This window comes from Winogradskyella sp., from assembly GCF_003712105.1.
Lineage (GTDB): Bacteria > Bacteroidota > Bacteroidia > Flavobacteriales > Flavobacteriaceae > Winogradskyella.
Genome location: NZ_RHLG01000001.1, coordinates 279597 through 304731, shown reverse-complemented (window position 1 = coordinate 304731; position 25135 = coordinate 279597). Strand labels below are relative to the sequence as shown.

The following is a 25135-nucleotide window of genomic DNA, read 5'->3' as shown; positions in this document are numbered from 1 at the left end:
GTTCTTCATTAAAGCAGTCTCTCAGATATAAAATGATTGATTATTAGATAGCGTAAAGTTCAGAATATAATTTGGTTTATTTATACGTAGAAATACGTAATTTTTTGGGGTAAAAATTGTTTTTTTCTATTGAAATAATAATAATAATAGATAAAAACTATAATTTTATGTAATCCAGAAGAAATAGATTAATCGAGTTTTAGATAAAGGTATTTTTTATCGTAATCAATAATTCCTTTCGCTTTTTTTAAGATATCTGCACCAATAATACCATCAACTTTATTCGCATTATGATTGGCTAAACCCTGATTAACATGAGTGAGATTAAAAAGTACTATAGCAACACGTCCTTTTTGCCATTTACCTATTTTAATAGTATTGTATTTTGATAGTTTAGTGGCCATATCAGAAGCACCTGCACCAACAGCTTTTATTTCAGAATCCTCCACTTTAAGATTAAATTGATCTATGGCCTCAAACCCAACACAACTACTTGATGCTCCAGTATCTAAAATAAATCGACCTTTAACGCCATTAATTAACGCTTTAATCTCAAAATGATTAGTTTTAGTAAGCTTGAGTTTTACCTTAGAATATCCTTTAATAGTTAAAAAATCTTTAAGTGTATCCATTGTAGCAATTTGTACAAATATAGTTTATAAAGGATTATTTTTGCACCATGATTTTAACCGATACACATACACATTTATATAGTGAAGCTTTTGATAATGACAGGCATGAAATGATAAATAGGGCCATTAGCAAAGGTGTACAGCGGTTTTTTATCCCTGCAATTGATTCTAGCTATACAAATGCGATGTATAAGTTAGAAGACGATTTTCCAAATCAAGTGTTTTTAATGATGGGTTTACATCCAACATCTGTTAAAGCAAATTTTAAAGATGAGTTAGCCCATGTTGAAGCACAATTCCAAAAAAGGAGTTTTCATGCAGTAGGTGAAATAGGTATTGACTTATATTGGGATAAGAGTACATTAGATATTCAAATTGAAGCGTTTAAATATCAAATTAATCTGGCAAAAAAATATAAGTTACCAATAGTAATACATTGCCGAGAAGCATTCGACGAAATTTTTCAAGTTTTAGAGGATGAAAAGAGTGAGGATGTATTTGGAATATTTCATTGCTTTACCGGAAATTTGGATCAAGCAAAGCAGGCTATATCTTATAACATGAAATTAGGTATTGGCGGTGTAGTTACATTTAAGAATGGTAAAATAGATCAGTTTATAAATCAAATAGGTCTTGAGCATATTGTCTTAGAAACAGATTCACCTTATTTAGCTCCAAAACCATATAGAGGTAAGCGTAATGAAAGTAGTTATATTATTAATGTAGTTGAAAAACTATCAGAACTTTACAGAATTTCTGTTGACGAGATCGCCATGATTACCACTGAAAATTCAAAAACAATATTTGGAATTTAGCTATGAGTAAACCAAACATACTTCTTATCTATACAGGCGGAACAATTGGAATGGTTAAAAACCCTGATTCTGGAGCCTTAAAAGCATTTGATTTTAATAATTTATTAAAACGAATTCCCGAATTACGTTTGTTAGATTGTAACATTGAAACTATCTCTTTCAATGAACCTATAGATTCTTCTAACATGAGTCCTAAGTATTGGGGGATGATTGCCGATAGTATTGAAACTAATTACAAAGACTTTGACGGCTTTGTGGTGCTGCACGGAAGTGATACAATGAGCTACTCAGCTTCTGCATTAAGTTTCATGTTAGAGAACCTTTGTAAGCCAGTCATTTTTACTGGGTCGCAATTACCAATTGGGGATTTGCGCACAGATGCCAAAGAGAACTTAATCACTTCGATTCAGTTAGCATCACTTCAAGATAATGGCGTTCCAATAATTAGAGAAGTAGGATTATATTTTGAATATAAACTCTATCGTGGCAACAGAACCACTAAAATTAATGCAGAGCACTTCGAAGCATTTGCTTCTCTAAATTTTCCGCACATAGCAGAATCAGGTGTTCATCTTAATGTCAGTACATCTTTACTTCTAAAACCCAACCAAAGTTCAAAGTTAATCGTAAATAAACAGTTAGATACTAATGTTGTAGTCATTAAACTTTTTCCTGGTATATCAGAGCTTATTCTAAAAACAGTATTATCGTCTAAAGATATTAAAGGCGTAGTGCTAGAAACTTATGGGTCTGGAAATGCTACTACTGAAGATTGGTTTATAACCCTTTTAAGTGAGGCTATATCTCGAGGAGTACATATTATTAATGTAACACAATGTGCTGGTGGAAGCGTTTTTATGGGTCAATACGAAACAAGTTCCCAATTAAAAGATATTGGTCTCATTTCTGGTAAAGATATAACCACCGAAGCTGCTGTGACTAAGCTTATGTATCTTATTGGTCAAGAAATTGAGCCATCAGAATTTAAAACAATTTTTGAAACAGCGTTGCGAGGAGAAATGTCCTAGACTAGAGCTATATTGCCAAATCTTATGATCCTTTAAAAGCCCGATAAGCGCCTATCTAGTTATAATAATCCAAAATTAACGCATCAAATTTTAGTGTTTAAAGTTTTTTTTGTTATTTGGCGTTCTGTAATTCTAATAAGGCTTACAGAGAGGTGGCCGAGTGGTCGAAGGCGCACGCCTGGAAAGTGTGTAAACGTCAAAAGCGTTTCGAGGGTTCGAATCCCTTCCTCTCTGCTCATGTTTTCCTTCATTAATTACATATTTTTTTTATCTTTAACACTTTAACTAATAAAATTAAGATTCAAGACAATGAAAAGATTATTTTCTATCCTTGCCATTACGTGTTTAATGGTTATTGGAACTGTTAATGCAAATGCAACAACAACAGTAGCAGCTACAACAGCTGTTGTAAACGTAGCCCAAGATTCAACTGACGATGCAGCTGAAAGTGAAGGGTTTCATCAAGAATTAAAAAAGAGATTTATAGAAGGTGGACCTGGATTTATGGGTATCGTTTTATTATGTTTAATTCTTGGTTTAGCTATAGCTATTGAAAGAATTATCTTTTTAAATCTCTCTACAACAAATACGAAAAAATTAACTCAAAATGTTGAAGATGCGCTTGCCTCTGGAGGCATTGAAGCTGCAAAGGAAGTTTGTAGAAATACTAAAGGTCCTGTTGCGTCAATTTTCTACCAAGGATTAGACAGAGCGGATGAGGACATAGATGCTGCCGAAAAAGCTGTTGTTGCTTACGGTGGTGTACAAATGGGACAGTTAGAAAAGAATGTATCTTGGATATCGTTATTTATCGCTTTAGCACCTATGCTTGGTTTCATGGGTACGGTAATTGGTATGATTCAAGCATTCGATAAAATTGAAGCTGCTGGTGATATGCAACCTTCTTTAGTAGCAGGTGGTATTAAAGTGGCACTTTTAACAACGGTATTCGGTCTTATTGTGGCTATTATTCTTCAAATTTTCTACAACTATATTATTGCTAAGATTGATAGTATAGTAAACGACATGGAGGATTCATCTATCACATTGATGGACTTATTAGTAAGACACAAAAAATAAGAATAGGATATGCACAAAATATTAAAAATAGTAGCAGCCTTACTTGGTGTTCTTGGTATTGTATCGCTAGTTAGAATTATTTCTGCTGGTGATGACGCAATCAAGAGTGGTGAGTCTGCAGGCTTGGTAGATCCTATGGCGTTTATAGCGTATGCCATTTTAGGATTAGTTTTAGCCTTTGTTGTATTCTTTGTAGTTAAAAACTTAATTACAAATACAGCAGGCTTAAAAAACACACTTATTGGATTGGGAGCTTTTGCTGCAGTAATACTAATTTCTTATTTAGTATCTGGAGGAGACCCTACCCAATATAAATTGCAAGATGGTTTTGCAACGGATGGTCAATCGCACATGGTAGGAACTGGACTGGTAGCATTTTATATACTATTGGCAGTTGCTGCAATTGCAATGATTTTCTCAGGAGTAAAAAAAATATTAAGTAAATAGTAGATTATGGCAAAAAGAGCAGCACCAGAAGTTAACGCAGGTTCAATGGCTGACATTGCTTTCTTACTATTGATTTTTTTCTTGGTGACAACCACGATTGAAAAGGATAAAGGTATTTTAAGAAGTTTACCACCAATTGATGACTCTGAAGTAGAACCTCCAATCATTAAACAAAAGAACCTATTTACAATCTTAGTAAATAGACAAGATCGTTTGTTTGTTGAAGAAGAGGATATGGATATAAAGGATTTAAGAGAAGCAGCTATCGATTTTCTAGATAATGGAGGCGGTGTAAATGCTGAAGGTGAATCTTGTGATTATTGTCAGGGTAAGAAAGACCCAGCATCTTCAGATCATCCAGATAAAGCAATTATTACTTTAAAGCATGATAGAGAGACTTCTTATGGAAGGTATATCGAAGTGCAAAACGAATTAGTTGCTGCGTATAATTTCTTAAGAAATAGAGAAGCACAGCGTTTATTTGGAAATAGATATCCAAATGTAGACAATGTATTCCAAGCTATGCTTGATGAAAAAGAGAAAAATCAGTTTAATAAAGACGAAAAGCTTAATGCCGATATTCAGAGAATTAAGGAAATGTATCCTTTAAAATTATCTGAGGCTGAGCCTGATAAAAGTTAATAGATATGTCTAAGTTTAAGAAGAAAAAAGGTGGTGATTTACCGGCGATTTCGACGGCATCTTTACCAGACATTGTATTTATGTTATTATTCTTTTTTATGGTTGCTACTGTAATGAGAGATAATACTACAATGGTAGAAAATACTCTTCCTGCTGCAAATCAGATAGAGAAGCTTAAAAAAGACAGAACAATGTTTATTTATGCTGGTAAGCCAAGTGATCAATACAAGAGTACTTACGGTAAAGAAGGACGTCTTCAAATCAATGACTCATTTGTTGGATTAGAATCTGTACAGCCAGCAGTATTTGAATATATCGCAACGTTACCTGAAGAATTGAAAGATAGAATAGTTGTTGGCCTTAAGGTTGATGAAGGCACCAACGCAGGTCTTGTATCTGACGTTAAGCAAGAACTAAGAGAAGCAAATGCATTAAAAATAATGTATGTAACTGCTCAAAAACAAGACGAATAAATTAAAATCTTAATTTTTTAAAAGCGTTATGATTATGTCATAGCGCTTTTTTTATGTTTAACATGTAATATTTATTAGATTTACGGATGCGTCAGTATATATATATTATTCTTTTAATGTCTTGTGTCGTTTCTAATGCACAAGATAGTCTTACCGTTGAAGAAGACAACCGATATCGAGAAGATCAATTCTATGCATCGATAACATATAATCTATTGACCGATAATCCAGCTGGTGTATCACAGAGTAATTTCTCAACGGGTTTTCACTTTGGTGTCATAAGAGACATGCCAATCAATAAACGACGCAACTGGGCAATAGGTTTGGGTCTGGGAATTTCATCAAACTCGTATAATCAAAACCTTGTCATTACTGAAGGTGTTTCAGGAGTAAATTATGATTTAGAAGATGATTTATCTTTGGGAAATGTCTCAAAAAATAAATTTACAACCTACCTTATTGATATCCCTTTTGAGCTACGCTGGCGCACATCAACACCATCGACATATAAATTCTGGAGAATATATCCTGGGTTTAAAATTAGCTATGTCCTATTTAATTCTTCAAAGCTAAGAAGTGATGTGTTGAATAATAAAATCTCTAATAATGATGATTTTAATACTCTGCAATATGGTATTACATTAAGTGCAGGCTATGGTACTTGGAATTTTCAATTGTATTATGGTCTAAACCCAATTTTTGATGATTCAGCTCAATTAAATGCTAATGCCATTGATTCACGAGCAGTTAGAGTGGGTATTATATTTTACATACTGTAACCGTAGACAAATAGAAAAAGCTGAGGTGCAAAACCAATAATACTTCCTACAATTAATTCTACAAAATTATGTGCTTTAAGGTGTAACCTTGAACTCGCTATTGCTCCTAGTAATATAAGCATCAATGCTATAGTACCATTAATATTTATTTTAAAATGGATACTTAATGCAATGGCAAACATAAAAAAACCAGATGCAGCCAACATATGTATACTTGCTTTAATTTTTAATAAAGCACATATAAAACAAAGCAGTGTAGAAAATAAAATACCAACAAAAAAGTAAAACAGTTCCTCAATCTCATTAACAGGAAATATTCTCGTAACAACTAACGTAATAATGACCGAGTTAATCAACAAAGGTAGTTTACGCTCTTGAGTTGACTTAAGGTATATACTATTTACCTTATTAAGTGTTTTTAAAAGGTAATACACTAAAATTGGCAGTAAGAGTGTTAGTAGTGCTGTAGAAAATAATTTGGCGTTAACAATAGGCTCCGGAATAAACCTTGGTGTTTTATGAAAATAAAAAAACACACCAAGTAAAGGCATTATAAGAGGATGCAATACGTACGATATACTCTTAAAAAAAAAGTCCATAAATTCTGAAACAAATGTAAGTGTTTAAATCTAAAATAATACAGGTATAGTATTTAAGAGTTAAATCATATTATTAATTTAGGAATCTTATTTGATATAAAATGAAAAGCCAATTTTTAATTTACATAACAATACTTCTTTTAACGGTTAACGTTTCGTTTTCTCAGAATGATAACTATAGAATAATATTCCCTCAAACTGAGGCCGAGCGTAACAAAGCTTGTACAAACTGCTTTAATACATTTCGGCAAAAACCTAAAGAGGTGCGTTTTTCAATAGTAAATGAAAATGACAACTTATATTTTCAAACTAATGACAAGAAGTGGTTTAATAAACTTTTTAAAAATGCTTCTGATGGCTTAGCGCTCGATGTTGTTGCAAAAGACTTATACAATTGTGATGTTGCACAAATAGAGGAAAAACAGATTAGTGGAGTACTCTTAAAACCAGTTTATGCACAACGTCTTAAAAGCGGTTTAAAACCTAATGGCGATGATCTCTTCAGGGTTCTACTAGGTAAAGTACCAACTGAATTAAAAGGAAAAGAACTGGAATATAACATTCTGTTTTTAGGACATAAAACTTTATGCAGATATCAAATTATATACAACCTAAAAGCCTATAACTGGGATTTGTTAGACATGGGAATGTATTTAGACTCCATAAGTTTTAGGAAACAAAAAGTCATTGGTCAAGGTGAAGAAAATGTGAGGCTACGTTACAAAACATTGAAATTCAAAATTCCCTTTGAGAAGAATAAATCTGTCTATTCACCAGAGGACATTAAGCCAATGTACGATTCATTAAATCTTACAGACTTTAATATTAAAACCATTAATATTAAAGCCTACGCTTCTGTAGAAGGTAGCTTATCAAGAAATATAGAGCTTCAAGAAGCAAGAGCTAATAGTATAGCAAAGGCCATACAGACGTATCAAAAACCGGATATAAAAACAACGGTTTCTTCGTCAGAAAACTGGGTTGAATTTTTAAATGATATAGAAGGAACAACTTACGAAGATTTAAAAAAACTGAGTAAATCTCAAGTAAAACAAAAACTGGTTGGTGCATTTTCTGAAGAAATGGAACCTATTTTGCAAAATCATAGAAAAGCGCTTGTTACTCTAGAATTAGAGAAAAAAGATGTTTATAAGACGATGCCAACAGAGCAATTAATTTCACAGTTTAACGCATCAGTTAAAGATGAAGATATTGATAAGGCAACAGCCATACAAAACACATTATTTGAAAAACTAAAAAATAGTGAAGTATCACCTGATATATTAAAACAACTCGAAGTTCCAAAGCAAGTAAATTTTATTAATCTGCTCAATAAGAATAGTGCTATAAAATATCAGTTAGATGAAAGACAGATAATAATTGTTAGAAATGAGCTTGAAGCACTACAAGAACTAGATCCTAAAAATCCTAAGATTAAGTATAACTTAACGGCTATTAAGTTTAAAATTTGGCGATATAAGTTTGAAGAAGTAAATCCATCTACTTTTAAAAATGAAATTTATAATCTTGAAAAATACAATATCGATACATCTCTTATTGATAGAATGATGGTTAATTACCATATTATCCAAAGTGAAAATTTTTATAGAAAAAGAGATTATTCGAAGAAAGATAAATCGGTAAACTTCATAAAAGCTAAGTACGAAAAAATGCCATTGACCGATTTTGACTATTTCAGTTTAGCTCAGTTTTTATCGTATTACGCAAATGTTGATGCTGCAGCTGAGTTATTAACTAATAAAGCAAGGCAAATTGATGTCGATGAAAATTTACTCTTTTATTATTTAAATCTTACATTAATTAATCAAGAACTCACACAAACAGATGAGTATAGAACCATTATGTTAAATGCCGTAAACTTAAATAAAGAAAGATTTTGCCAATTGTTTAATTCTCCTGAAAAAGATGGTGTCACCTTTCAATTATTAAAAGATGATTATCTCAGGGCAAATTATTGCGAAAATTGTGTCGATTAAATTTTCTTGCGCAGACGAGCAACAGGTATGTCTAATTGTTCGCGGTATTTAGCAACAGTACGTCTTGCTATAGGATAGCCTTTTTCTTTTAATATACCAGCTAATTTATCATCGGTAAGCGGTTTCTTTTTATCCTCTTCTTCAATGACTGTCTCGAGTATTTTTTTAATCTCTCGAGTAGATACTTCTTCACCTTTGTCGTTAGTCATAGATTCAGAAAAGAACTCTTTAATGAGTTTTGTTCCGTATGGTGTATCGACATATTTACTATTTGCAACGCGAGATACTGTGGATACATCCATATCAATTTCGTCCGCAATATCTTTAAGGATCATTGGTTTAAGCATGCGCTCGTCACCAGATAAGAAGTAATCTTTTTGATAATGCATAATGGCGCTCATCGTTACAAAAAGGGTTTGTTGCCTTTGTTTCACTGCTTCAATAAACCACTTTGCTGCATCTAGCTTTTGCTTAATAAACAATACGGCATCTTTTTGAGATTTTGTTTTCTCTTTAGATTCCTTATATCCTTTTAGCATATTGTTATAGGTTCTTGAAACATGCAGTTCAGGGGCATTTCTACCATTAAGGGTCAACTCCAATTCACCATCAATAATTTTAATTGCAAAATCAGGAACGATATGCTCTATAATACGATTGTTCCCAGAGTAAGAGCCACCTGGTTTAGGATTAAGTTGCTCAACTTCTTCGATAGCATTTTTAAGTTCTTCTTCTGTAATACTAAATTTCTGAAGTAATTTCTTGTAATGCTTTTTTGTAAACTGCTCAAAGGCTTTATCTATAATCTTTGTTGCCAATTCAACATCTGGATGCTGCTCTTTTCTATTAAGTTGAATACTTAAACATTCTTGCAAATTTCTTGCACCAACACCAGCTGGATCTAATTGATGAACTACACCTAAAACTTTTTCAACTTCTTCTTCAGTTGTATACACATTCTGAGTAAAAGCAAGATCATCTGTAATATCTGATAAAGAGCGTCTTATATAACCACTTTCATCAACACTACCAACCAAGAATTGCGCAATTTCATACTCTTGGTCATCTAGTCTAAATGTATTTAATTGATTGATTAGGTGCTGTGTAAATGATGTTCCCGAAGCATAAGGCACAGACTTTTCATCATCATCAGCACTGTAATTGTTTGCGTGGGTTCTATAATCAGGTATCTCATCATCGCTTAAATACTCATCAACATTAATATCTCCAGCATCTATAGTTTCGTTATCATTGTACTCGTCTTGTGAATTATCGAACTCGTCAAACTCATTCTCCTTTGCATCACTTTCTTTACCAGTATCTAATGCAGGATTTTCCTCGAGCTCCTGTTTTAAGCGTTGTTCAAAAGCTTGAGTAGGCAACTGAATTAGTTTCATCAACTGAATTTGTTGCGGAGATAACTTTTGTGATAACTTAAATTGTAAGTACTGTTTTAGCATCTGTTGGTTAAAGAATTTTGAAACATGCTATTACTAGCATAAAACTCGATTATCGAGTTAAAAATATGAAAACAATCTAAAACCGTACCGTAATTAGATTGTTTTATAAAAATTTTAAATTTTTTTAAAATTCTGCGTTTTGGGGTGTTCTTGGATAAGGAATAACATCTCTAATATTTGTCATGCCAGTTGAGAACATAACCAGACGCTCGAAACCTAATCCAAAGCCTGAATGCACTGCAGTACCAAACTTTCTAAGGTCTAAATACCACCATAATTCTTCTTCAGGAATATCAAGAGCTGCCATTTTTTCTTTTAATACATCCAAACGCTCTTCACGTTGCGAGCCACCAATAATTTCGCCAATACCAGGGAAAAGAACATCCATGGCCCTAACGGTTTTCCCGTCATCATTTAATCGCATATAAAAGGCCTTTATATTTGCTGGATAATCGAATAAAATTACCGGGCATTTAAAGTGCTTTTCAACAAGAAAACGTTCGTGCTCCGACTGTAAATCTGCACCCCATTCATTAATTAAGTATTTGAACTTTTTCTTTTTATTTGGTTTACTATTTCTAAGAATATCTATGGCTTCGGTATAGCTTACGCGCTTAAAGTTATTATCAGTAACAAACTTTAAGCGTTCAATAAGACGCATAGGGCTACGCTCGTTTTGAGGTTTAGTTTTTTCCTCATTAAATAAACGATTGTCTAAAAACTCTAAGTCTTCTTGATTGTGTTCTAAAACATAGCTGACAACACTTTTAATAAAGTCTTCAGCTAAGTCCATATTACCATCCAAATCCATGAATGCAACTTCTGGCTCAATCATCCAAAACTCAGCCAAATGACGAGATGTATTAGAATTTTCTGCTCTAAATGTAGGTCCAAACGTATAGACCTTACCTAAAGACATAGCATAAGTTTCAGCCTCTAATTGTCCTGAAACCGTTAAATTAGCTTCTTTACCAAAGAAATCTTGCTTAAAGTCAACCTCACCATTGTCATCTAATGGCGGATTTTTTGGGTCTAAAGTTGTCACTCTAAACATTTCTCCTGCGCCTTCCGCATCACTGCCAGTAATCATTGGGGTATGCATATTGTAAAATCCATTCTCTGTAAAAAACTTATGTACTGCAAATGACAAAGAAGATTTTATACGCATTATGGCGCTAAATGTACTGGTTCTTGTGCGTAAGTGCGCATTTTCTCTTAAGAATTCAAAAGAGTGTTTTTTAGGCTGAATCGGATAGGTTTCAGGATCAGAATCACCCAAAACTTCAATAGTTGAAACAATGATTTCAACCTTTTGTCCTTTACCTTGACTTTCTACAAGTTCACCAGTAATATGTAGAGCTGCACCTGTAGTAATTCGCTTTAAAAGAGACTCGTCAAAATTTTCAAAATCTACAACGCACTGAATATTATTTATAGTTGAGCCATCATTTAGAGCAATAAATCTATTTGCCCTGAAGGTTCTTACCCAACCTTTTACGCTTACGTGTTGTAATGTAATGTCTTCTGATAATAGTTCTGTTACGGTTTTTGTTGTATTCATTTTATAATCTCGTTTAAAACTTAATCAATTTCTTCTATAGTTTTATCGTTATCGTCTTCGGGTATAATATTAATTGAAGGTTCTTTTAATACTGCTTTATTAGCAATGCTTCTTTCAAGAGATAACAATAACGATGGCAATAATAATAAATTAGATAACATGGCAAATAATAAAGTTGCTGATACTAAACCACCTAATGCCACTGTACCACCAAAACTGGAAATGGTAAATACCGAAAACCCAAAGAATAATACTATAGATGTGTAAAACATACTTACGCCAGTTTCGCGCAAAGCAGCATATACTGATTTACGGATTTTCCAATGGTTTGCTTGTAGCTCTTGCCTGTATTTTGCTAGGAAATGAATGGTGTCATCTACAGATATACCAAAGGCTATACTAAATACCAATATCGTCGAAGGCTTGATAGGCACACCTAAATAACCCATTAGTCCTGCAGTAACTAATAGTGGTAATAAATTTGGTACTAATGATACCACAATCATTCTTGCTGACCTAAACATATAAGCCATGAAAATAGAAATAAGAAAAATAGCTAATGATAGTGAAATAACAAGATTACGAACTAAGTACTTTGTGCCTTTCTGAAAAACTAAAGCTTTACCAGTCATGGTAACTTCATAGCGTTCTTTTGGGAAAATCTTGTCTATTTCATGTTGTAAATCTTCTTCAATGCGCTCCATTTTATCAGTGCCAATGTCTTTCATAAAGGTTGTTATACGCGCATATTGGCCAGTACTATCGACAAAGTTTTTAAGTAAATCAACATCCGTAGATGATTTTTTTACATAAGAACTTATAAATAGATTTTCTTGACTAGTAGGTAGTTGGTAATATTTAGGATTTCCGTTGGTATAAGCCTGTTTAGCATACTTAACCAAGCTAACTACCGATATTGGTCTTGAGAGTTCAGGAGTTTCATCAATAAACTCCTCAAGTCTATTCATGCGTTTTATGGTAGCTAATTTCATAACGCCTTTTTTGCGTTTGGTATTTACCATAATTTCTAATGGCATAATACCATTGAACTCAGATTCAAAAAACCGAATATCATTAAAAAACTCAGTATTCTTAGGCATATCTTCAATGAGACTTCCAGAAATAATAATCTTATTTATACCGAGCAAGCTGGCAATAAGTAAGACTAAAGCCGTAACGTATATGGTAATCTTTTTGTGCTTTACCATGCGCTCCATCCAATCTACAAAACCATTTATCCAACGCTTATTTAAATGTTCTAAATGCCTTGGTTTAGGATATGGTAAAAAGGTATATAGAATTGGAATAATCAGTAGGCAAAGAATAAAAATAGCAAGAATGCTCAACGATGCCACAATACCAAACTCCTTTAGTAATTGACTTTCGGTTAAAATAAATGTTGCAAAACCAGAGGCAGTAGTTACGTTAGTCATAAGAGTAGCGTTACCTACTTTAGTAATTACGCGCTGTAAAGACTTTACTTTATTGCCATGCAAACGTACCTCATGCTGATATTTATTTATTAAGAAAATACAATTAGGAATGCCTATAACAATTATTAAAGGCGGAATTAAGGCTGTAAGTACAGTAATTTCATAATTAAGTAAACCAATAATACCGAAGGTCCACATCACTCCAATACATACTACAATTAGAGATATAAACGTAGCTCTAAAAGATCTAAAGAATAGAAAAAATATAAATGATGTTACTGCTAAAGCTGCACCAATAAAAAGACTGATCTCGTCAACAATATTTTGAGAGTTTAGTGTCCTTATATAAGGCATCCCAGATATACGGACATCTAGGCTTGTTTTAGTCTCAAACGCATCAATTTTATCCTTTAATGTATATATTACAAAGTCTTTTCTAACAGGTGTATTTACAATATCCTTTTTTAAATAGATGGCAGTTCGTATCGTCCTAGTCTCTTTGTTAAACAGGAAATTGTCATAAAACGGATATTTTTCAAAAAGGTCTTTTTGAAGCTTGTCTATTTCTTCTATCGACGTAATAGAATCTTTTATAAAAGGTTCTAAATCAAACTTTTCTTCCTTGTTGTTTTTTACAAGCTTTTGTAAATCTTTAATAGATACAACGGTCTCAACTTCATCAAAGGCTTTAAAGTCTTCAGATAGTTGATTCCAAGCATTGAGTTTTTCAACATTAAAAAGTGTAGAATCCTTAACACCTAATACAATAAGGTTACCTTCTTCACCAAATATTTCTAGAAAATTATTGTAGGTAATATTAACCTCATGCTCATCGGGTAAAAGGTTCGCTTCAGTATAGGTGAACCTCATATGCTTCCATTGCATACTAAAGAAAATAGTATACAAGATTACAGTGATGAGAATGGCAATTTTGTTACGCAATATTAGTCGCGCAACTGTTTCCCAAAATCGAGCTGTAAGAAGTTTAAGCATACATTTTTCTAATGAGCGGCAAAGGTAGGAAAAAGCAAAAGTATTGTCAGTTAAAATTACATTTAATTGAACGTCTAGTGTTTCGATAAATGCAAATTATTTTTAATGGTATAATTTTTGTTGCTTTCAAGAATTAAAAACATAGTAATACATGAAATTTCACTACTATAAGGCGCTTAATTTTTTCTTTTTTTTATCGATTGCTTTATATTCTCAAGGGCAGGAAAATTTTAAACATAATTCTTTAGCAGAGAAAATTTATGTACAGCTAGATAACGAGGCTTATGCTACTGACACAACAGTTTGGTTCAAATTAATCTTAGCAAACGCGGGCACTCATAATTTGGGAATAACGAGTGGTGTAGTCTATGTAGATCTCATAAATAATAAAGAAAAAATCATCGATTCTAAAATAATCAAGGTTCAGGCTGGTATAGGAAATGGTTTTTTTGATTTGGATAAAGAGTATTCGCAAGGAGTGTATTTAATAAGAGTCTATACCGAGTGGAATAAAAACTTTAAAAATGACTTTATTACCGAAAAATATTTCAAGATATTTTCTATTGAAAATAAAGAAACATCCTTAAATAAAGAATATCTAAAAAAAAATAGTGTCAACCAATCTTCTATAAGTTCTAACGACACTAAGCTAAATTTTTATCCTGAAAGTGGTAAAATGGTTGCTGGGTTACCTAGTAAAATTGGATTTAAAATAACAAATTTCATAGGAAAAGGTATTAAAGGGAAAGGCGAAATTTTAAATTCAGACGGAAACGTCATTTCTTTTTTTGAAAGTAACGAAGTAGGTTTAGGACACTTTGTAATTGATAAAGTTGATGTTAACGAAGAATATTCAGCAAAACTTTATGGCAATAATGAAGTTTATAACTTGCCTAATGTTTATCAAAATGCTTTTGTATTATCTATTGTTGAGCGAAATAAGTATATAGTTGCAACATTGAGAACTAACGAAAATTCTACCGAAAAAATTTCTCTAAGTGCTTCAGTCAGAGGAAAGGATTACTTCAACAAGGAACTAAATTTAATAAACGGAAAATATATATTTACAATACCTAAGACCACGTTTCCGGAAGGTGTAATAATTTTTACTGCGTTTAATAATTTAAATCAACCAAAAGCAGAACGGTTATTTTTTAATGACCGAAGTGATGATAAGAGATTAGATGTCAACGTTAGGCTACACGATAGTATTTTTAAAAAACGAGATGTAATTAATCTAGACCTTAGTGTTACAAAAAAAGAAGATTCACTTATCAAGAGTAGTAGTTCTATATTAGTTTTTAATAAAAAATCTGAAACTAATATTTTAACTGAGAGAGATAATATTTTATCATATTTATTATTAAGCTCTGATATTAAAGGCCATATAGAAAATCCAGGGGCATATTTTTCTAAAAATAAAAGTTTAAATATTGACAATTTGATGTTAACTCAAGGCTGGAGAAATTACAAGTATACAGACTCCAGGAAAAATTTAAATTTCCGAATGGAACGAGGCTTAAGTATAAGAGGAACAGTGAATACAAAGCAAAGGAAAATGAGTGTAAAAAACCTGCCAGTCACATTATTGACTTTTGGAAATGATGCTTCAATTTACACAGGACAAATAAATGCACCAGGAAGTTTTAATTTTCCAATAGAAGATTTATACGGAGATTACAAAGAAATGATTTTAAAACCTTTTGGTATATCGGAAAATGAGCGTAAGAATTACACAATTACCTTATCTAAAACTAAAAAATTGAAACCTAAGTTTGCTCCAAATAAATTAATGTATCACAATATTACCGATAGTGCTTACCAAAATAAAATAAATGAAATACGACTTCAAAATCTAATAAAAAATGAATACTACACTAATTTGGATGGGATAAATGAATTAGACGAGGTTGTTATTGATGCCTATAAAATGACTCCAAAACGAAAAAAAATGTTTGAGAAATATGGTAAACCTGATGTCGTTATTGATGATAAGGAAATTATGGCAAAGAAAGCAAAAAACTCTAGAGGATTATATAGTGTTATGATGGCTTTTCAGGATAGAGTAACCATATTTAGAGACTCAACAGGAAGGTTAAATGCAAGTACCGCAAAAGGAGGAAAAGGCCATACTACATTAGTTCTAATAGATGCAATACCTGTGAGCCAATCTGATTATTTTTTAATTGAGAGAATGATTCCTGATGAAATAACAAGTTTTGAAATTATTGATAATCCACCAGGGTTTAGACAGTTGTACGCACAGGTGTTAAATACCAATGTACCATCGGGATATTTTCCTGGCAGTATTATTTCAATTTACACAAAATCAGGTAAAGGCTTATATGGCGCATTAGATATCAAAAAAGATATTAGACTAAATAAAATACCTGTTTTTTCAACCAAAAAAGAGTTTTATATTCCAAATTACTCAGATGAAATCTCAAAAAAGTTTAAGGAACCAGATTTTAGGTCTACTATTTTTTGGAAACCTAATGTAGAAACTACAAGCTCAAAACCTATAAAATTAAGTTATAGTCATTCTGACAACGTCGGAGATTTTGTAATTATAATAGAATCAATAACAGACAATGGACAAATTGGTTATAAAACCTTAGAATATAAAGTCACTGAATCTCAAGATTAACTAGAGAGAAATATTAAATGTAAACTTAGCTGCAAAATTATCGCCAAGAGATGGTAGATGGTAGCCACCGTAACGGTAAGCGAAACTTAAGCCAAAACCGAAAATGAGCTTATTAATTTCGATACCAGATTCTGAGTATAACTTGTCTAAAGTGTTAAACGTTATACCTTGATGTTGATCAATACTTCTCATATTGCCTAATGCGTATCTCGATATTAAGACCAATTGCGGTTTCCATCTGTTCGAAATTTTAAAAGGCTTAAAAAAATGCTTTAGCTGTAAAGTGGTAAACCTATCGCTGAAAAATTCATTAAAAAACATAGTTTCAAAACTTTTTAAACCTGCCACTGAAAAACGCTGTAAAATAGTCTCTTTATTAATGTTGTTAGGGTAGGAATGATATAACTGCGTTATAGGTGTTTCACCTGAGGCTAACCCAGCAACGAGTGTTACCTCCGACATAGATTCGTTGGCATGATTTATTTGATGAATGGTTCTAAAATCTATTTTAGTAAAATTAAAATCACTATTAAATACATCCGAGATACCTTGAGTTACTTGCGCAGTAAATTTTGGATAACCATCGATTGTTTCTTCAATTTTATTATCGACAAATTCAAACTTGCTAAACGGACTCCATTGCAGACTTAACTGTGCCGTGCTAAAATTAAATAGCGTAAACGCTTGCCCTTGACTTAAAAAAGTGTAGTTGTATGTTGGATCAACACGACTTATGGCGAGTTGTGCTTCAGAGAGTAAGTTGTTAGAAATTTTATGTTGTAAAGAAATCGATTTGGTAACGTGACGGTGGAACAAATCGATGTTAAGTAGTCGTGGTTCAAAAAAAGAAAAAAACCGCTTATCGGTTAAGAATTTTGAACTTCCGGTTTCTTGCAAATCATCAGTATAAGTTAGGTTCACCCAGGTATCTGTAGATTCATTTATTCTAAAACCTCCGCCTATACTATATTTATAGCGTTCATCCTGAAAGCCATAAACAATGTAACCATTGATTCGATATTTTTCAGAGAATTTTTCACTCGTAATACCACCAAGACCAGTTCTCAAACCTTCGAATTGGTTGTACTTTACCAGATATCTTAAATCAAAATTGAAATACTTTGTAGGGAGATACCCTAACCCTAGATTTTCTAAAAAGACACTTTTCTTTACAGAATCTTTTTGTTTCTCAGTGTCTTCTTTTGGTTCTTGAAAAGCTAAAGCATAAGATGAAATGCATAACAAAATTGTAGCAAATAGGTGCTTTAGCATTAAAGATAGTTTGTAGTTAATGGATTATTGAAAGAGGGAAATTAAAACAATTATACTGTCATAATTTCTTTTTCTTTCGCTCCAAATATTTGATCTACTTTACTAACGTATTTGTCAGTAAGTTCTTGTATGTCTATTTCCGCATTTTTCTGCACATCCTCAGATACGTCAACTTTTTTAACATCATTATTGGCATCTTTACGTGCATTACGTATACCAACTTTTGCATCTTCAGATTCAGCTTTAGATTGTTTAGCTAAATCTCTTCGACGTTCTTCCGTTAATGGTGGAACATTAATTATTATCGATTCGCCATTATTCATTGGGTTAAAACCAAGGTTAGCGACCATGATACCACGCTCTATTTCTTGTAACATTGATTTTTCCCATGGTTGTACTGTAATTGTACGACCATCTGGCGTATTTACATTTGCTACTTGATTTAATGGTGTTTGTGAACCGTAATAGTCTACCATAACACTGCCTAACATTGAAGGGCTAGCTTTACCAGCTCTAATATTTGACAATTGCTTCTCTAGATGCTTAATGGCAGAATCCATAGCTTCCTGAGCTGTGTCTATAATAAATTGAATCTCTTCGTTCATAATCTTTAATTTTTTAACTGACAATTATCAAAAGTTAAGCCAAAACTTATAAGTTAACCTTAGTACCAATATTTTCTCCAGAAACCACTTTTAGTAGATTTCCTTTTTTATTCATATCAAAAACAATGATTGGTAACTTGTTTTCTTGACTTAATGTAAATGCAGTTGTGTCCATAACCTTTAGTCCTTTACGTAAAACATCGTCAAAGCTTATATGGTCAAATTTTATGGCATTTGTATCTTTCTCAGGATCGGCATTATAAATGCCATCAACTCGAGTACCTTTTAGTATTACATCTGCTTCAATTTCGATGGCTCTTAATACTGCTGCAGAATCTGTAGTGAAATAAGGATTTCCTGTTCCGCCTCCAAAAATTACAACACGTCCTTTTTCTAGGTGTCGCAAAGCTTTACGACGAATAAAAGGCTCAGCAACTTCATTGATTTTTATAGCGGTTTGCAATCGTGTTGGTATATCAGCGTCTTCAAGTGCACTTTGTAAAGCCAAACCATTTATTACGGTTGCTAGCATACCCATATGGTCACCTTGTACACGATCCATACCATTACTTGCTCCAGCAACACCTCTAAAAATATTTCCACCACCAATTACAATGGCCACTTCGACACCTTTATCTGTAATGGTTTTAATATCCTGAGCATATTCTGCAAGGCGTTGTGGGTCAATACCGTATTGACGATCTCCCATTAGGGCTTCACCAGAAAGTTTAAGTAGTACGCGTTTAAATTTCATTTGTTATTTTGAAGGTTACGCAAAACTAAACAATTATTATTAGGATTAAAAGTGAAACCCTTTGTGTATTTATATCTTCTGTTAATGTTGTAATACAAAAAAAGCCTTCAGATTTCTGAAGGCTTTTTTATATGTTATATGGTTATTTAATTAACCTACTGTAGCACGTTTAAAACCTGTTACTTCTACTTCTCCGTAAGAAGAAACATATTTAGCTACGTTTGACTTTTCGTCTTTAATAAAACTTTGGTCTAATAGACATTGTTCTTTATCTAATGTTGTGTTATCAGATATAAAACGGTCCATTTTACCAGGTAAGATTCTGTCCCAAATTTGCTCAGGCTTACCTTCAGCTTTAAGTTCTGCTTTTGCATCTTCTTCAGCTTGTGCTAAAACGGCATCAGTTAATTGAGACATAGAGATGTATTTAGGAACATTTTTTAATGTTTTTCCTAAACGCGCTAATTCTTCATTCTCTTTTTCGATAGCAGCGATACGTGCTTCAGTTTCAGAAGCAACATAAGCTGGATCAAAATCTTTGTAAGATAATGTTGTCGCTCCCATAGAAGCAACCTGCATAGCAACATCTTTAGCTAAAGTTTCAATATTATCAACTTTAGCAGAGAAACCTACAACAGCAGCAATTTTGTTAATGTGAACATAAGAACCTACGTAAGCAGCTTCAACAACCTCAAATGCATTGATGTCTAACTTCTCACCAATTACTCCAGTTTGCTCAACCAATTTATCTGCTACAGTCATTCCGCCGAAATCAGCAGCTAAGAATTCTTCTTTAGTAGTATAGTTAAGTGCAATGTCACCAAAGTCACTAGCTAATTTTAAGAAGTTTTCATTTTTACCTACGAAATCAGTTTCACAACCTAATACTAGTGCAATACCTTTAGTGTTATCTGCATTTATTTTTGCTACAGCAGCACCTTCAGAAGACTCTCTGTCAGCTCTTTTTGCAGCAACTTTTTGTCCTTTTTTACGTAAAACTTCGATTGCTTTGTCAAAATCACCACCAGCTTCAACTAGTGCTTTTTTACAATCCATCATACCTGCACCAGTAGCTTTTCTTAGCTTATTTACTTCTGCTGCAGTAATTTTTACTGTGTTTTCCATAGTATGTTTATAAATTTGAAAAGTCGTTTAATCCATGTTTCTTAAAGAAAAGAATTAAACGACTTTTACATATTGTGTAATTGTTATTTATTCTTCTTCTTGAGTCGCAACTACAGGTGCAGGCGCTGCTTTTGCTTCTGCTTTAGGAGCAGCAGCTTTAGCCTCTTTCTCTGTACGCTCAGCTTTTCTTTCGCTTAAACCATCTGCAACAGCAGAAGTTACGATAGATAATACTTTATCAATAGACTTAGAAGCATCATCATTTGCAGGGATGACATAATCAACCTGACGTGGGTCAGAGTTGGTGTCTACCATTGCAAAGATTGGGATGTTTAATTTTTGAGCTTCCTTAATTGCAATGTGCTCACGCTTAATATCAACCACAAATAATGCACCTGGTAAACGTGTCATGTCAGAGATAGAACCTAAGTTCTTTTCTAATTTAGCACGCTGACGGTCTACTTGTAAACGCTCTTTTTTAGATAAAGAGTTAAACGTACCATCTTTCTTCATTCTATCAATTGCAGCCATTTTCTTAACAGCTTTTCTGATAGTTACGAAGTTGGTTAACATTCCACCTGGCCATCTTTCAGTGATGTAAGGTTGGTTTACAGCGCTAGCTTTATCAGCAACGATATCTTTAGCTTGCTTTTTTGTTGCAACAAATAAGATTTTCTTTCCAGAAGCAGCGATTTTTTTCATTGCTTCTGCAGTTTCGTTAATCTTAGCTGCTGTTTTGTAAAGGTTGATAATATGGATACCGTTACGCTCCATATAGATGTAAGGAGCCATGTTTGGATCCCACTTACGTGTTAGGTGACCAAAGTGTACACCTGCTTCTAGTAGTTCTTTTACTTCTACTTTTTCCATTTTTGTAATAGTTTACGTTCTGTTGAATTAGCAATGCTAAAGTGGCTTTTTCTAAAGGCCTTTAGCATTTAGATGCTAGACTAAACCCTGACTTTTATGTCATGGGCAACAATAACTGGTTTTAATTTTGCTGAACTTTTCAGCGATTTCAATAAAATGCCAACTCGTGGCGTGTTTAATGTCAATTGAGCGCAATAGAAATATAAAAATGCTTCGACTGCGCTCAGCATGACATAATTTGTGTTGGATATTAACGTTTAGAGAACTGGAATTTCTTACGCGCTTTCTTCTGACCGAATTTCTTACGCTCTACCATTCTTGGATCTCTAGTTAATAGACCTTCTGGCTTTAATATTGCTCTGTTTTCAGCATCTAATTCGCACATTGCGCGAGATAAAGCTAAACGTATTGCTTCTGCCTGGCCGGTGATGCCACCTCCATATACGTTAACAGTAATATCAAAGTTGCCATCATTGTTAGTCATGACTAAAGGTTGGTTTACTTTATACTGTAATGTTGCAGTAGTAAAATAATCCGCCATGTCTTTTTTGTTCACCGTGATGTTACCTTTTCCTTTAGCAACGTACACACGGGCAACAGCCGTCTTTCTACGGCCAATTTTGTGAATTACTTCCATTAGTTAAATTCTTTTAAATTAATTGTCTTTGGCTTTTGAGCTTCGTGAGCGTGCTCAGCACCAGTAACAACTGTTAGGTTTCTAAAAAGAACAGCTCCCAATTTGTTTTTTGGCAACATTCCTTTTACTGACTTCTCTACTAATCTGGTTGGGTCTTTCTCAAACATCTCAGTAGCAGTCAGACTTCTTTGACCACCTGGATAACCTGTGTGTCGGATATAACTTTTATCTGACCACTTGTTACCTGTTAAGTTGATTTTTTCAGCGTTTATAACTATTACGTTATCACCGCAATCAACGTGTGGCGTAAAATTAGGTTTGTGCTTACCTCTTAAAAGTATTGCTACTTTTGAAGCTAAACGACCTAAAGTTTGTCCATCAGCATCAACTAAAACCCACTCCTTATTAACGGTAGCTTTGTTAGCTGAAACTGTTTTGTAGCTTAATGTATCCACACTAATTTGATTTATTGCATACCACTTTGGTATACTTGATTAAACATTCCTCTTCCGAAAAAGAGTTTGCAAATTTACGACAACTTATTGGATTGACAAACCTGTAAGACGGTTTTTTTATGCTGAAAATCAGTAAAGTGAAAAGCAATAAAATTTATAAGTAGATACCTATTAAAATGGCTTTGTAAGTTTAAGATTATATATGGTTATTTAAATCTTTTATTTCCATTAAAACTATGTCTGCTTTTTTTGACAACTCTAGTTGTCCGTCTAACCTTAAAACTTTACAGTTTAGTAATTGAATCCAGTTATTATGAATTTTGAGCGACCTGCCATCAAAGTTTGGGTTTTCGTATTGGTTAGCCCATTCTAAAAAAGCTTCAGAATTCTCTTTTATTTTTTTGTTAGTTTGAAGGCTTTCACCGTAACGTTCAGCTTCGCGTTTTTTTAGTCTATTCATTCTTTCATTATTTTCGAGATGAATAAAAACAGCTAAGTCAAAAGCAGTTTCCCATTCTTTTCCCCAACTTACCATAGAGCCGCTTAAAATGATGTTTTCATGCTTTTCGAAATCGGCCTTAAGATTTTGGTTTCGTTCACTTAAGGGTATTTTTTCTTGAAATGGCTGCGATGTCTTTTTCCAATAGTAATCGTCAGCATCTAAATGCTTAAAATCAGATTTTTTCTCTATTTCTTTACCTAAAGTTGTGGTTCCGGAGCCAGAAGCTCCAAATAAAAGAATTTTCATTTAAAATGCATTTTCATTCCTTCGTGAGTGCTTTTAAATCCTAAATCTTCGTAGAATTTAATGGCGTTAGGTCGTTTTTTGTCGGTAGTTAATTGCAGCAAGTGTGCATTTCGCTCTTTTGCTCTATTAATTGCCCATTGAAACATTGTCTGCCCAATTCCAAGTCCTCTTTTGTCTTTTCGTATTCGTACTGCTTCAATTTGTGCTCTAATTCCGCCACGGTATGTGAGGTATTGAATAAATGACAATTGTAAAGTGCCTATGATTTCAGAATTTTCGTCTTCTACAACTATTAATTCTTGATTTTGGTCAGCATTTATATTTTGAAAAGCTGTGTGATATTCTTCGGGTAATGGCGTTTGAAAATTTTCTCTAGTTTTCCCGAGTTCATCATCCGCAATCATTCCCACAATTTTTGGGATATCATTGTTAGTAGCTTTTCTAAATTTCATCTTTTAAATTTTCTGCTAATTCTTTTAATTTCTTATTCATTTCCTCAAACCCAGATTTCGTTTCTGTTTCTAATTTCTTTTTAAATAGTCCGACTAAAATGCCACTAAACTTTTCTTCTTGTTTAAAAGTAGAGGTGCCATCGCCGTTATCAATGATTATAAATTTATGTTCGCCGTCAAAAAGCCCTTTAAATATAAATTTGCCTAACCAACGTATTTCTTTATTCTCGTTGTAAGCTAATACTTTTGGTCTAAATTTCATGCCGCCAGCATTAATTTTTACTTTTTCTCCAACTTTAAAGTCGCCTTCTACAGATTTAAGAAAAGGATTCCATTTTTCGTACTCAGTAAAATTGGTAAGTACGTTCCATATTACTTGAGGTGATGCAGAGATATCTATTGAAGTCTTAATTTCTTTTTGTGCCATAATTGTCATTGTTAAAGATGTTAGAAAAACGGTTACGATTAACTTGTGCATAGTTTTATTGTTTTATTCTATGCAAAGTACCGTCAATCTAAAACAGCTTCGCTTGACTTAAATCAAGAAATCAGTTTTCGTCTTACTCTACTTAAAGTTTCGGGAGTCATTCCAAGCATTGATGCAATATATTGGAGTGGTACTTGTAAAAAAATCTTGGGGTTAATTTCTAAAAGATGCTGTACCTTTTCATCTGCTGTCATTGAAAGTTGACCAAAAACTCTATTTTCTATGGTAACAAAACATTTGGCAATAAATAATTTTTCTAACTCGCTCCAGTTATCAATATAATTACCGATTGAATTGTAATCTTCTTTTGAAATGGTATATAACTCACAATCCGATATGGCTTGAATGTTCCACCTTGAAGGTGTATTGAACATAAAGCTTGACAAATCTGTTAAAAACATGCCTTCATTAGAAATCCATTGTGTTATTTCCTTTTCACCAGTAGCATTGTATGCAAACACCCTTAAGTAACCTGTTTTTACAAAATGGATACGTTTTGCATATTGGTTAATTTTTAAGAGGTAATCATTTTTTTGAAGTTCTGTATTATTAAACAATCGCGCAATCGAAGACAGGTTTTTGCCTTTTATTCCAAAATAATTTTCGATATAAGATTCGATTTCTTTCATTCAAATTGCTAATCGGCAATTCAATAAAGTTAGGAATTTTATTAGGATACTATCTAAATTTTTTGCTATAAATTACAAAGCGGATTAAGACAAATATTGACCAAATCCGCCTAAAATAATTTAATAATCTATAGGTTTTATTTTACTAATGAGGAAATGTGTTCCCTTTCAAAGTAACTTATAACAATAAAGAGTAAAGTAGGTAAGAGCCATATTCCATTTCCAATAAAATCATGGGCTACATGAAACGCCACGATATTAAAAACTATTGGAACTAAAATTAACCAACCAATGAATTTGGTTTTAGGTATTACTAATAGAATACCACCAATAATTTCTGCTATGGCAACTACTTTAAAGAGGTAGGTTGAGAACATCGCGCCCATAAATTTTTGAGCAATTGGGTCTGATGGTGGTTCAACAGGAATAAACCCTAGAAATTTGTTTAGACCAAAAATGACCATTAATAGTCCTAGTAGACCACCGATTATATGTTGAATTGTCTTGTTCATAAT

26 protein-coding genes and 1 tRNA gene are annotated in these 25135 nt (G+C 33.0%); 10 read left to right on the top strand and 17 right to left on the bottom strand.

The window, feature by feature from the left end; all coding sequences use genetic code 11:
• Positions 1 to 188: 188 nt before the first annotated feature.
• Entirely contained in the window at positions 189 to 632 is a 444-nt protein-coding gene (locus ED556_RS01505) for a retropepsin-like aspartic protease (protein ID WP_296318771.1), read from the bottom strand.
• A gap of 47 nt (positions 633 to 679) precedes the next feature.
• On the opposite strand from ED556_RS01505, the gene ED556_RS01500 reads away from it, so the two are divergent.
• The 8 genes from ED556_RS01500 (at position 680) to ED556_RS01465 (ending at position 5896) form a co-directional block, all read left to right on the top strand.
• Positions 680 to 1447, top strand: coding sequence for a TatD family hydrolase (locus ED556_RS01500; protein WP_296318770.1), 768 nt, complete (start codon positions 680 to 682; stop codon positions 1445 to 1447).
• Positions 1448 to 1449: 2 nt separating this feature from the next.
• The gene (locus ED556_RS01495) at positions 1450 to 2475 is read left to right on the top strand and encodes an asparaginase (RefSeq protein WP_296318769.1); all 1026 of its coding nucleotides are present in this window, start codon (positions 1450 to 1452) and stop codon (positions 2473 to 2475) included.
• 146 nt (positions 2476 to 2621) lie between these two features.
• A tRNA-Ser gene (locus ED556_RS01490) sits at positions 2622 to 2709 on the top strand.
• Positions 2710 to 2784: 75 nt separating this feature from the next.
• Positions 2785 to 3555: a MotA/TolQ/ExbB proton channel family protein gene (locus tag ED556_RS01485; protein WP_296318768.1), complete on the top strand. Its 771-nt coding sequence runs from the start codon at positions 2785 to 2787 to the stop codon at positions 3553 to 3555.
• 9 nt (positions 3556 to 3564) lie between these two features.
• A complete protein-coding gene (locus ED556_RS01480; RefSeq protein WP_296318767.1) occupies positions 3565 to 4002 on the top strand; it encodes a hypothetical protein in 438 nt (145 codons plus the stop codon).
• Positions 4003 to 4008: 6 nt separating this feature from the next.
• A complete protein-coding gene (locus tag ED556_RS01475; RefSeq protein ID WP_296318766.1) occupies positions 4009 to 4644 on the top strand; it encodes a biopolymer transporter ExbD in 636 nt (211 codons plus the stop codon).
• Positions 4645 to 4649: 5 nt separating this feature from the next.
• On the top strand, positions 4650 to 5117 hold the full coding sequence (locus ED556_RS01470; protein ID WP_296318765.1) for a biopolymer transporter ExbD: 468 nt from the start codon (positions 4650 to 4652) through the stop codon (positions 5115 to 5117).
• Positions 5118 to 5203: 86 nt separating this feature from the next.
• On the top strand, positions 5204 to 5896 hold the full coding sequence (locus ED556_RS01465; protein WP_296318764.1) for a porin family protein: 693 nt from the start codon (positions 5204 to 5206) through the stop codon (positions 5894 to 5896).
• Here ED556_RS01465 and ED556_RS01460 read toward each other — a convergent pair.
• Positions 5884 to 6495, bottom strand: a complete 612-nt coding sequence (locus tag ED556_RS01460; protein WP_296318763.1) for a hypothetical protein — start codon at positions 6493 to 6495, stop codon at positions 5884 to 5886. The genes ED556_RS01465 and ED556_RS01460 overlap by 13 nt on opposite strands.
• 101 nt (positions 6496 to 6596) lie before the next feature.
• Here ED556_RS01460 and ED556_RS01455 point away from each other — a divergent pair, with 101 nt between their 5' ends.
• A complete protein-coding gene (locus tag ED556_RS01455) occupies positions 6597 to 8492 on the top strand; it encodes a hypothetical protein (RefSeq protein ID WP_296318762.1) in 1896 nt (631 codons plus the stop codon).
• On the opposite strand, the gene rpoN is transcribed toward ED556_RS01455, so the two are convergent.
• The 3 genes from rpoN to ED556_RS01440 form a co-directional block, all read right to left on the bottom strand.
• Positions 8489 to 9952 (bottom strand): RNA polymerase factor sigma-54, encoded by a 1464-nt coding sequence (rpoN, locus tag ED556_RS01450; RefSeq protein ID WP_296318761.1) that lies wholly within the window; start codon positions 9950 to 9952, stop codon positions 8489 to 8491. The genes ED556_RS01455 and rpoN overlap by 4 nt on opposite strands.
• Positions 9953 to 10076: 124 nt before the next feature.
• Positions 10077 to 11513 carry an asparagine--tRNA ligase gene (gene asnS / locus ED556_RS01445; protein ID WP_296318760.1) on the bottom strand — a complete coding sequence of 479 codons (1437 nt, stop codon included), beginning with the start codon at positions 11511 to 11513 and terminating at the stop codon, positions 10077 to 10079.
• 20 nt (positions 11514 to 11533) lie between these two features.
• Positions 11534 to 13939 carry an efflux RND transporter permease subunit gene (locus tag ED556_RS01440; RefSeq protein ID WP_296318759.1) on the bottom strand — a complete coding sequence of 802 codons (2406 nt, stop codon included), beginning with the start codon at positions 13937 to 13939 and terminating at the stop codon, positions 11534 to 11536.
• Positions 13940 to 14090: 151 nt separating this feature from the next.
• Between ED556_RS01440 and ED556_RS01435 the strand changes: the two genes are divergently transcribed.
• Positions 14091 to 16586: a hypothetical protein gene (locus ED556_RS01435; RefSeq protein ID WP_296318758.1), complete on the top strand. Its 2496-nt coding sequence runs from the start codon at positions 14091 to 14093 to the stop codon at positions 16584 to 16586.
• On the opposite strand, the gene ED556_RS01430 is transcribed toward ED556_RS01435, so the two are convergent.
• From ED556_RS01430 to ED556_RS01375, 12 genes are all read right to left on the bottom strand, one after another.
• Positions 16587 to 17858 carry a DUF5686 family protein gene (locus ED556_RS01430; RefSeq protein ID WP_296318757.1) on the bottom strand — a complete coding sequence of 424 codons (1272 nt, stop codon included), beginning with the start codon at positions 17856 to 17858 and terminating at the stop codon, positions 16587 to 16589. It lies immediately after the preceding gene.
• Between the two features lie 50 nt (positions 17859 to 17908).
• Entirely contained in the window at positions 17909 to 18463 is a 555-nt protein-coding gene (frr, locus tag ED556_RS01425; RefSeq protein ID WP_296318756.1) for a ribosome recycling factor, read from the bottom strand.
• A 46-nt stretch (positions 18464 to 18509) separates the two neighbouring features.
• Positions 18510 to 19217, bottom strand: a complete 708-nt coding sequence (gene pyrH, locus ED556_RS01420) for a UMP kinase (RefSeq protein ID WP_296318755.1) — start codon at positions 19215 to 19217, stop codon at positions 18510 to 18512.
• Between the two features lie 150 nt (positions 19218 to 19367).
• A complete protein-coding gene (gene tsf / locus ED556_RS01415) occupies positions 19368 to 20342 on the bottom strand; it encodes a translation elongation factor Ts (RefSeq protein WP_296318754.1) in 975 nt (324 codons plus the stop codon).
• 87 nt (positions 20343 to 20429) lie between these two features.
• Positions 20430 to 21212: a 30S ribosomal protein S2 gene (rpsB, locus tag ED556_RS01410; protein WP_296318753.1), complete on the bottom strand. Its 783-nt coding sequence runs from the start codon at positions 21210 to 21212 to the stop codon at positions 20430 to 20432.
• 250 nt (positions 21213 to 21462) lie between these two features.
• Positions 21463 to 21849, bottom strand: a complete 387-nt coding sequence (gene rpsI, locus ED556_RS01405) for a 30S ribosomal protein S9 (RefSeq protein WP_296318752.1) — start codon at positions 21847 to 21849, stop codon at positions 21463 to 21465.
• Entirely contained in the window at positions 21849 to 22304 is a 456-nt protein-coding gene (gene rplM / locus ED556_RS01400) for a 50S ribosomal protein L13 (RefSeq protein ID WP_296318751.1), read from the bottom strand. The genes rpsI and rplM overlap by 1 nt, the downstream gene beginning before the upstream one ends.
• Positions 22305 to 22500: 196 nt before the next feature.
• Entirely contained in the window at positions 22501 to 23052 is a 552-nt protein-coding gene (locus tag ED556_RS01395; RefSeq protein ID WP_296318750.1) for an AAA family ATPase, read from the bottom strand.
• Complete coding sequence (locus ED556_RS01390) at positions 23049 to 23504, bottom strand: GNAT family N-acetyltransferase (RefSeq protein ID WP_296318749.1); 456 nt, start codon at positions 23502 to 23504, stop codon at positions 23049 to 23051. Before ED556_RS01390 ends, ED556_RS01395 begins: the two co-directional genes overlap by 4 nt.
• Positions 23494 to 23982, bottom strand: coding sequence for an SRPBCC domain-containing protein (locus ED556_RS01385; RefSeq protein ID WP_296318748.1), 489 nt, complete (start codon positions 23980 to 23982; stop codon positions 23494 to 23496). The genes ED556_RS01390 and ED556_RS01385 overlap by 11 nt, the downstream gene beginning before the upstream one ends.
• 62 nt (positions 23983 to 24044) lie before the next feature.
• Complete coding sequence (locus tag ED556_RS01380) at positions 24045 to 24620, bottom strand: Crp/Fnr family transcriptional regulator (RefSeq protein WP_296318747.1); 576 nt, start codon at positions 24618 to 24620, stop codon at positions 24045 to 24047.
• Between the two features lie 137 nt (positions 24621 to 24757).
• Positions 24758 to 25132, bottom strand: a complete 375-nt coding sequence (locus tag ED556_RS01375; RefSeq protein WP_296318746.1) for a hypothetical protein — start codon at positions 25130 to 25132, stop codon at positions 24758 to 24760.
• Between the last annotated feature and the right edge of the window lie 3 nt (positions 25133 to 25135).

Coding starts and splice junctions, on each gene's coding strand:
- ED556_RS01375 (WP_296318746.1), bottom strand. CDS start 25,132: ATGAACAAGACAATTCAACATATAATCGGTGGTCTACTAGGACTATTA.
- ED556_RS01385 (WP_296318748.1), bottom strand. CDS start 23,982: ATGCACAAGTTAATCGTAACCGTTTTTCTAACATCTTTAACAATGACA.
- ED556_RS01460 (WP_296318763.1), bottom strand. CDS start 6,495: ATGGACTTTTTTTTTAAGAGTATATCGTACGTATTGCATCCTCTTATA.
- ED556_RS01475 (WP_296318766.1), top strand. CDS start 4,009: ATGGCAAAAAGAGCAGCACCAGAAGTTAACGCAGGTTCAATGGCTGAC.
- pyrH (WP_296318755.1), bottom strand. CDS start 19,217: ATGAAATTTAAACGCGTACTACTTAAACTTTCTGGTGAAGCCCTAATG.
- rpsI (WP_296318752.1), bottom strand. CDS start 21,849: ATGGAAGTAATTCACAAAATTGGCCGTAGAAAGACGGCTGTTGCCCGT.
- ED556_RS01480 (WP_296318767.1), top strand. CDS start 3,565: ATGCACAAAATATTAAAAATAGTAGCAGCCTTACTTGGTGTTCTTGGT.
- tsf (WP_296318754.1), bottom strand. CDS start 20,342: ATGGAAAACACAGTAAAAATTACTGCAGCAGAAGTAAATAAGCTAAGA.
- ED556_RS01440 (WP_296318759.1), bottom strand. CDS start 13,939: ATGCTTAAACTTCTTACAGCTCGATTTTGGGAAACAGTTGCGCGACTA.
- ED556_RS01395 (WP_296318750.1), bottom strand. CDS start 23,052: ATGAAAATTCTTTTATTTGGAGCTTCTGGCTCCGGAACCACAACTTTA.
- asnS (WP_296318760.1), bottom strand. CDS start 11,513: ATGAATACAACAAAAACCGTAACAGAACTATTATCAGAAGACATTACA.
- ED556_RS01390 (WP_296318749.1), bottom strand. CDS start 23,504: ATGAAATTTAGAAAAGCTACTAACAATGATATCCCAAAAATTGTGGGA.
- frr (WP_296318756.1), bottom strand. CDS start 18,463: ATGAACGAAGAGATTCAATTTATTATAGACACAGCTCAGGAAGCTATG.
- ED556_RS01465 (WP_296318764.1), top strand. CDS start 5,204: ATGCGTCAGTATATATATATTATTCTTTTAATGTCTTGTGTCGTTTCT.
- ED556_RS01500 (WP_296318770.1), top strand. CDS start 680: ATGATTTTAACCGATACACATACACATTTATATAGTGAAGCTTTTGAT.
- ED556_RS01455 (WP_296318762.1), top strand. CDS start 6,597: ATGAAAAGCCAATTTTTAATTTACATAACAATACTTCTTTTAACGGTT.
- ED556_RS01505 (WP_296318771.1), bottom strand. CDS start 632: ATGGATACACTTAAAGATTTTTTAACTATTAAAGGATATTCTAAGGTA.
- ED556_RS01435 (WP_296318758.1), top strand. CDS start 14,091: ATGAAATTTCACTACTATAAGGCGCTTAATTTTTTCTTTTTTTTATCG.
- ED556_RS01485 (WP_296318768.1), top strand. CDS start 2,785: ATGAAAAGATTATTTTCTATCCTTGCCATTACGTGTTTAATGGTTATT.
- ED556_RS01470 (WP_296318765.1), top strand. CDS start 4,650: ATGTCTAAGTTTAAGAAGAAAAAAGGTGGTGATTTACCGGCGATTTCG.
- rpsB (WP_296318753.1), bottom strand. CDS start 21,212: ATGGAAAAAGTAGAAGTAAAAGAACTACTAGAAGCAGGTGTACACTTT.
- ED556_RS01380 (WP_296318747.1), bottom strand. CDS start 24,620: ATGAAAGAAATCGAATCTTATATCGAAAATTATTTTGGAATAAAAGGC.
- ED556_RS01495 (WP_296318769.1), top strand. CDS start 1,450: ATGAGTAAACCAAACATACTTCTTATCTATACAGGCGGAACAATTGGA.
- rpoN (WP_296318761.1), bottom strand. CDS start 9,952: ATGCTAAAACAGTACTTACAATTTAAGTTATCACAAAAGTTATCTCCG.
- ED556_RS01430 (WP_296318757.1), bottom strand. CDS start 17,858: ATGCTAAAGCACCTATTTGCTACAATTTTGTTATGCATTTCATCTTAT.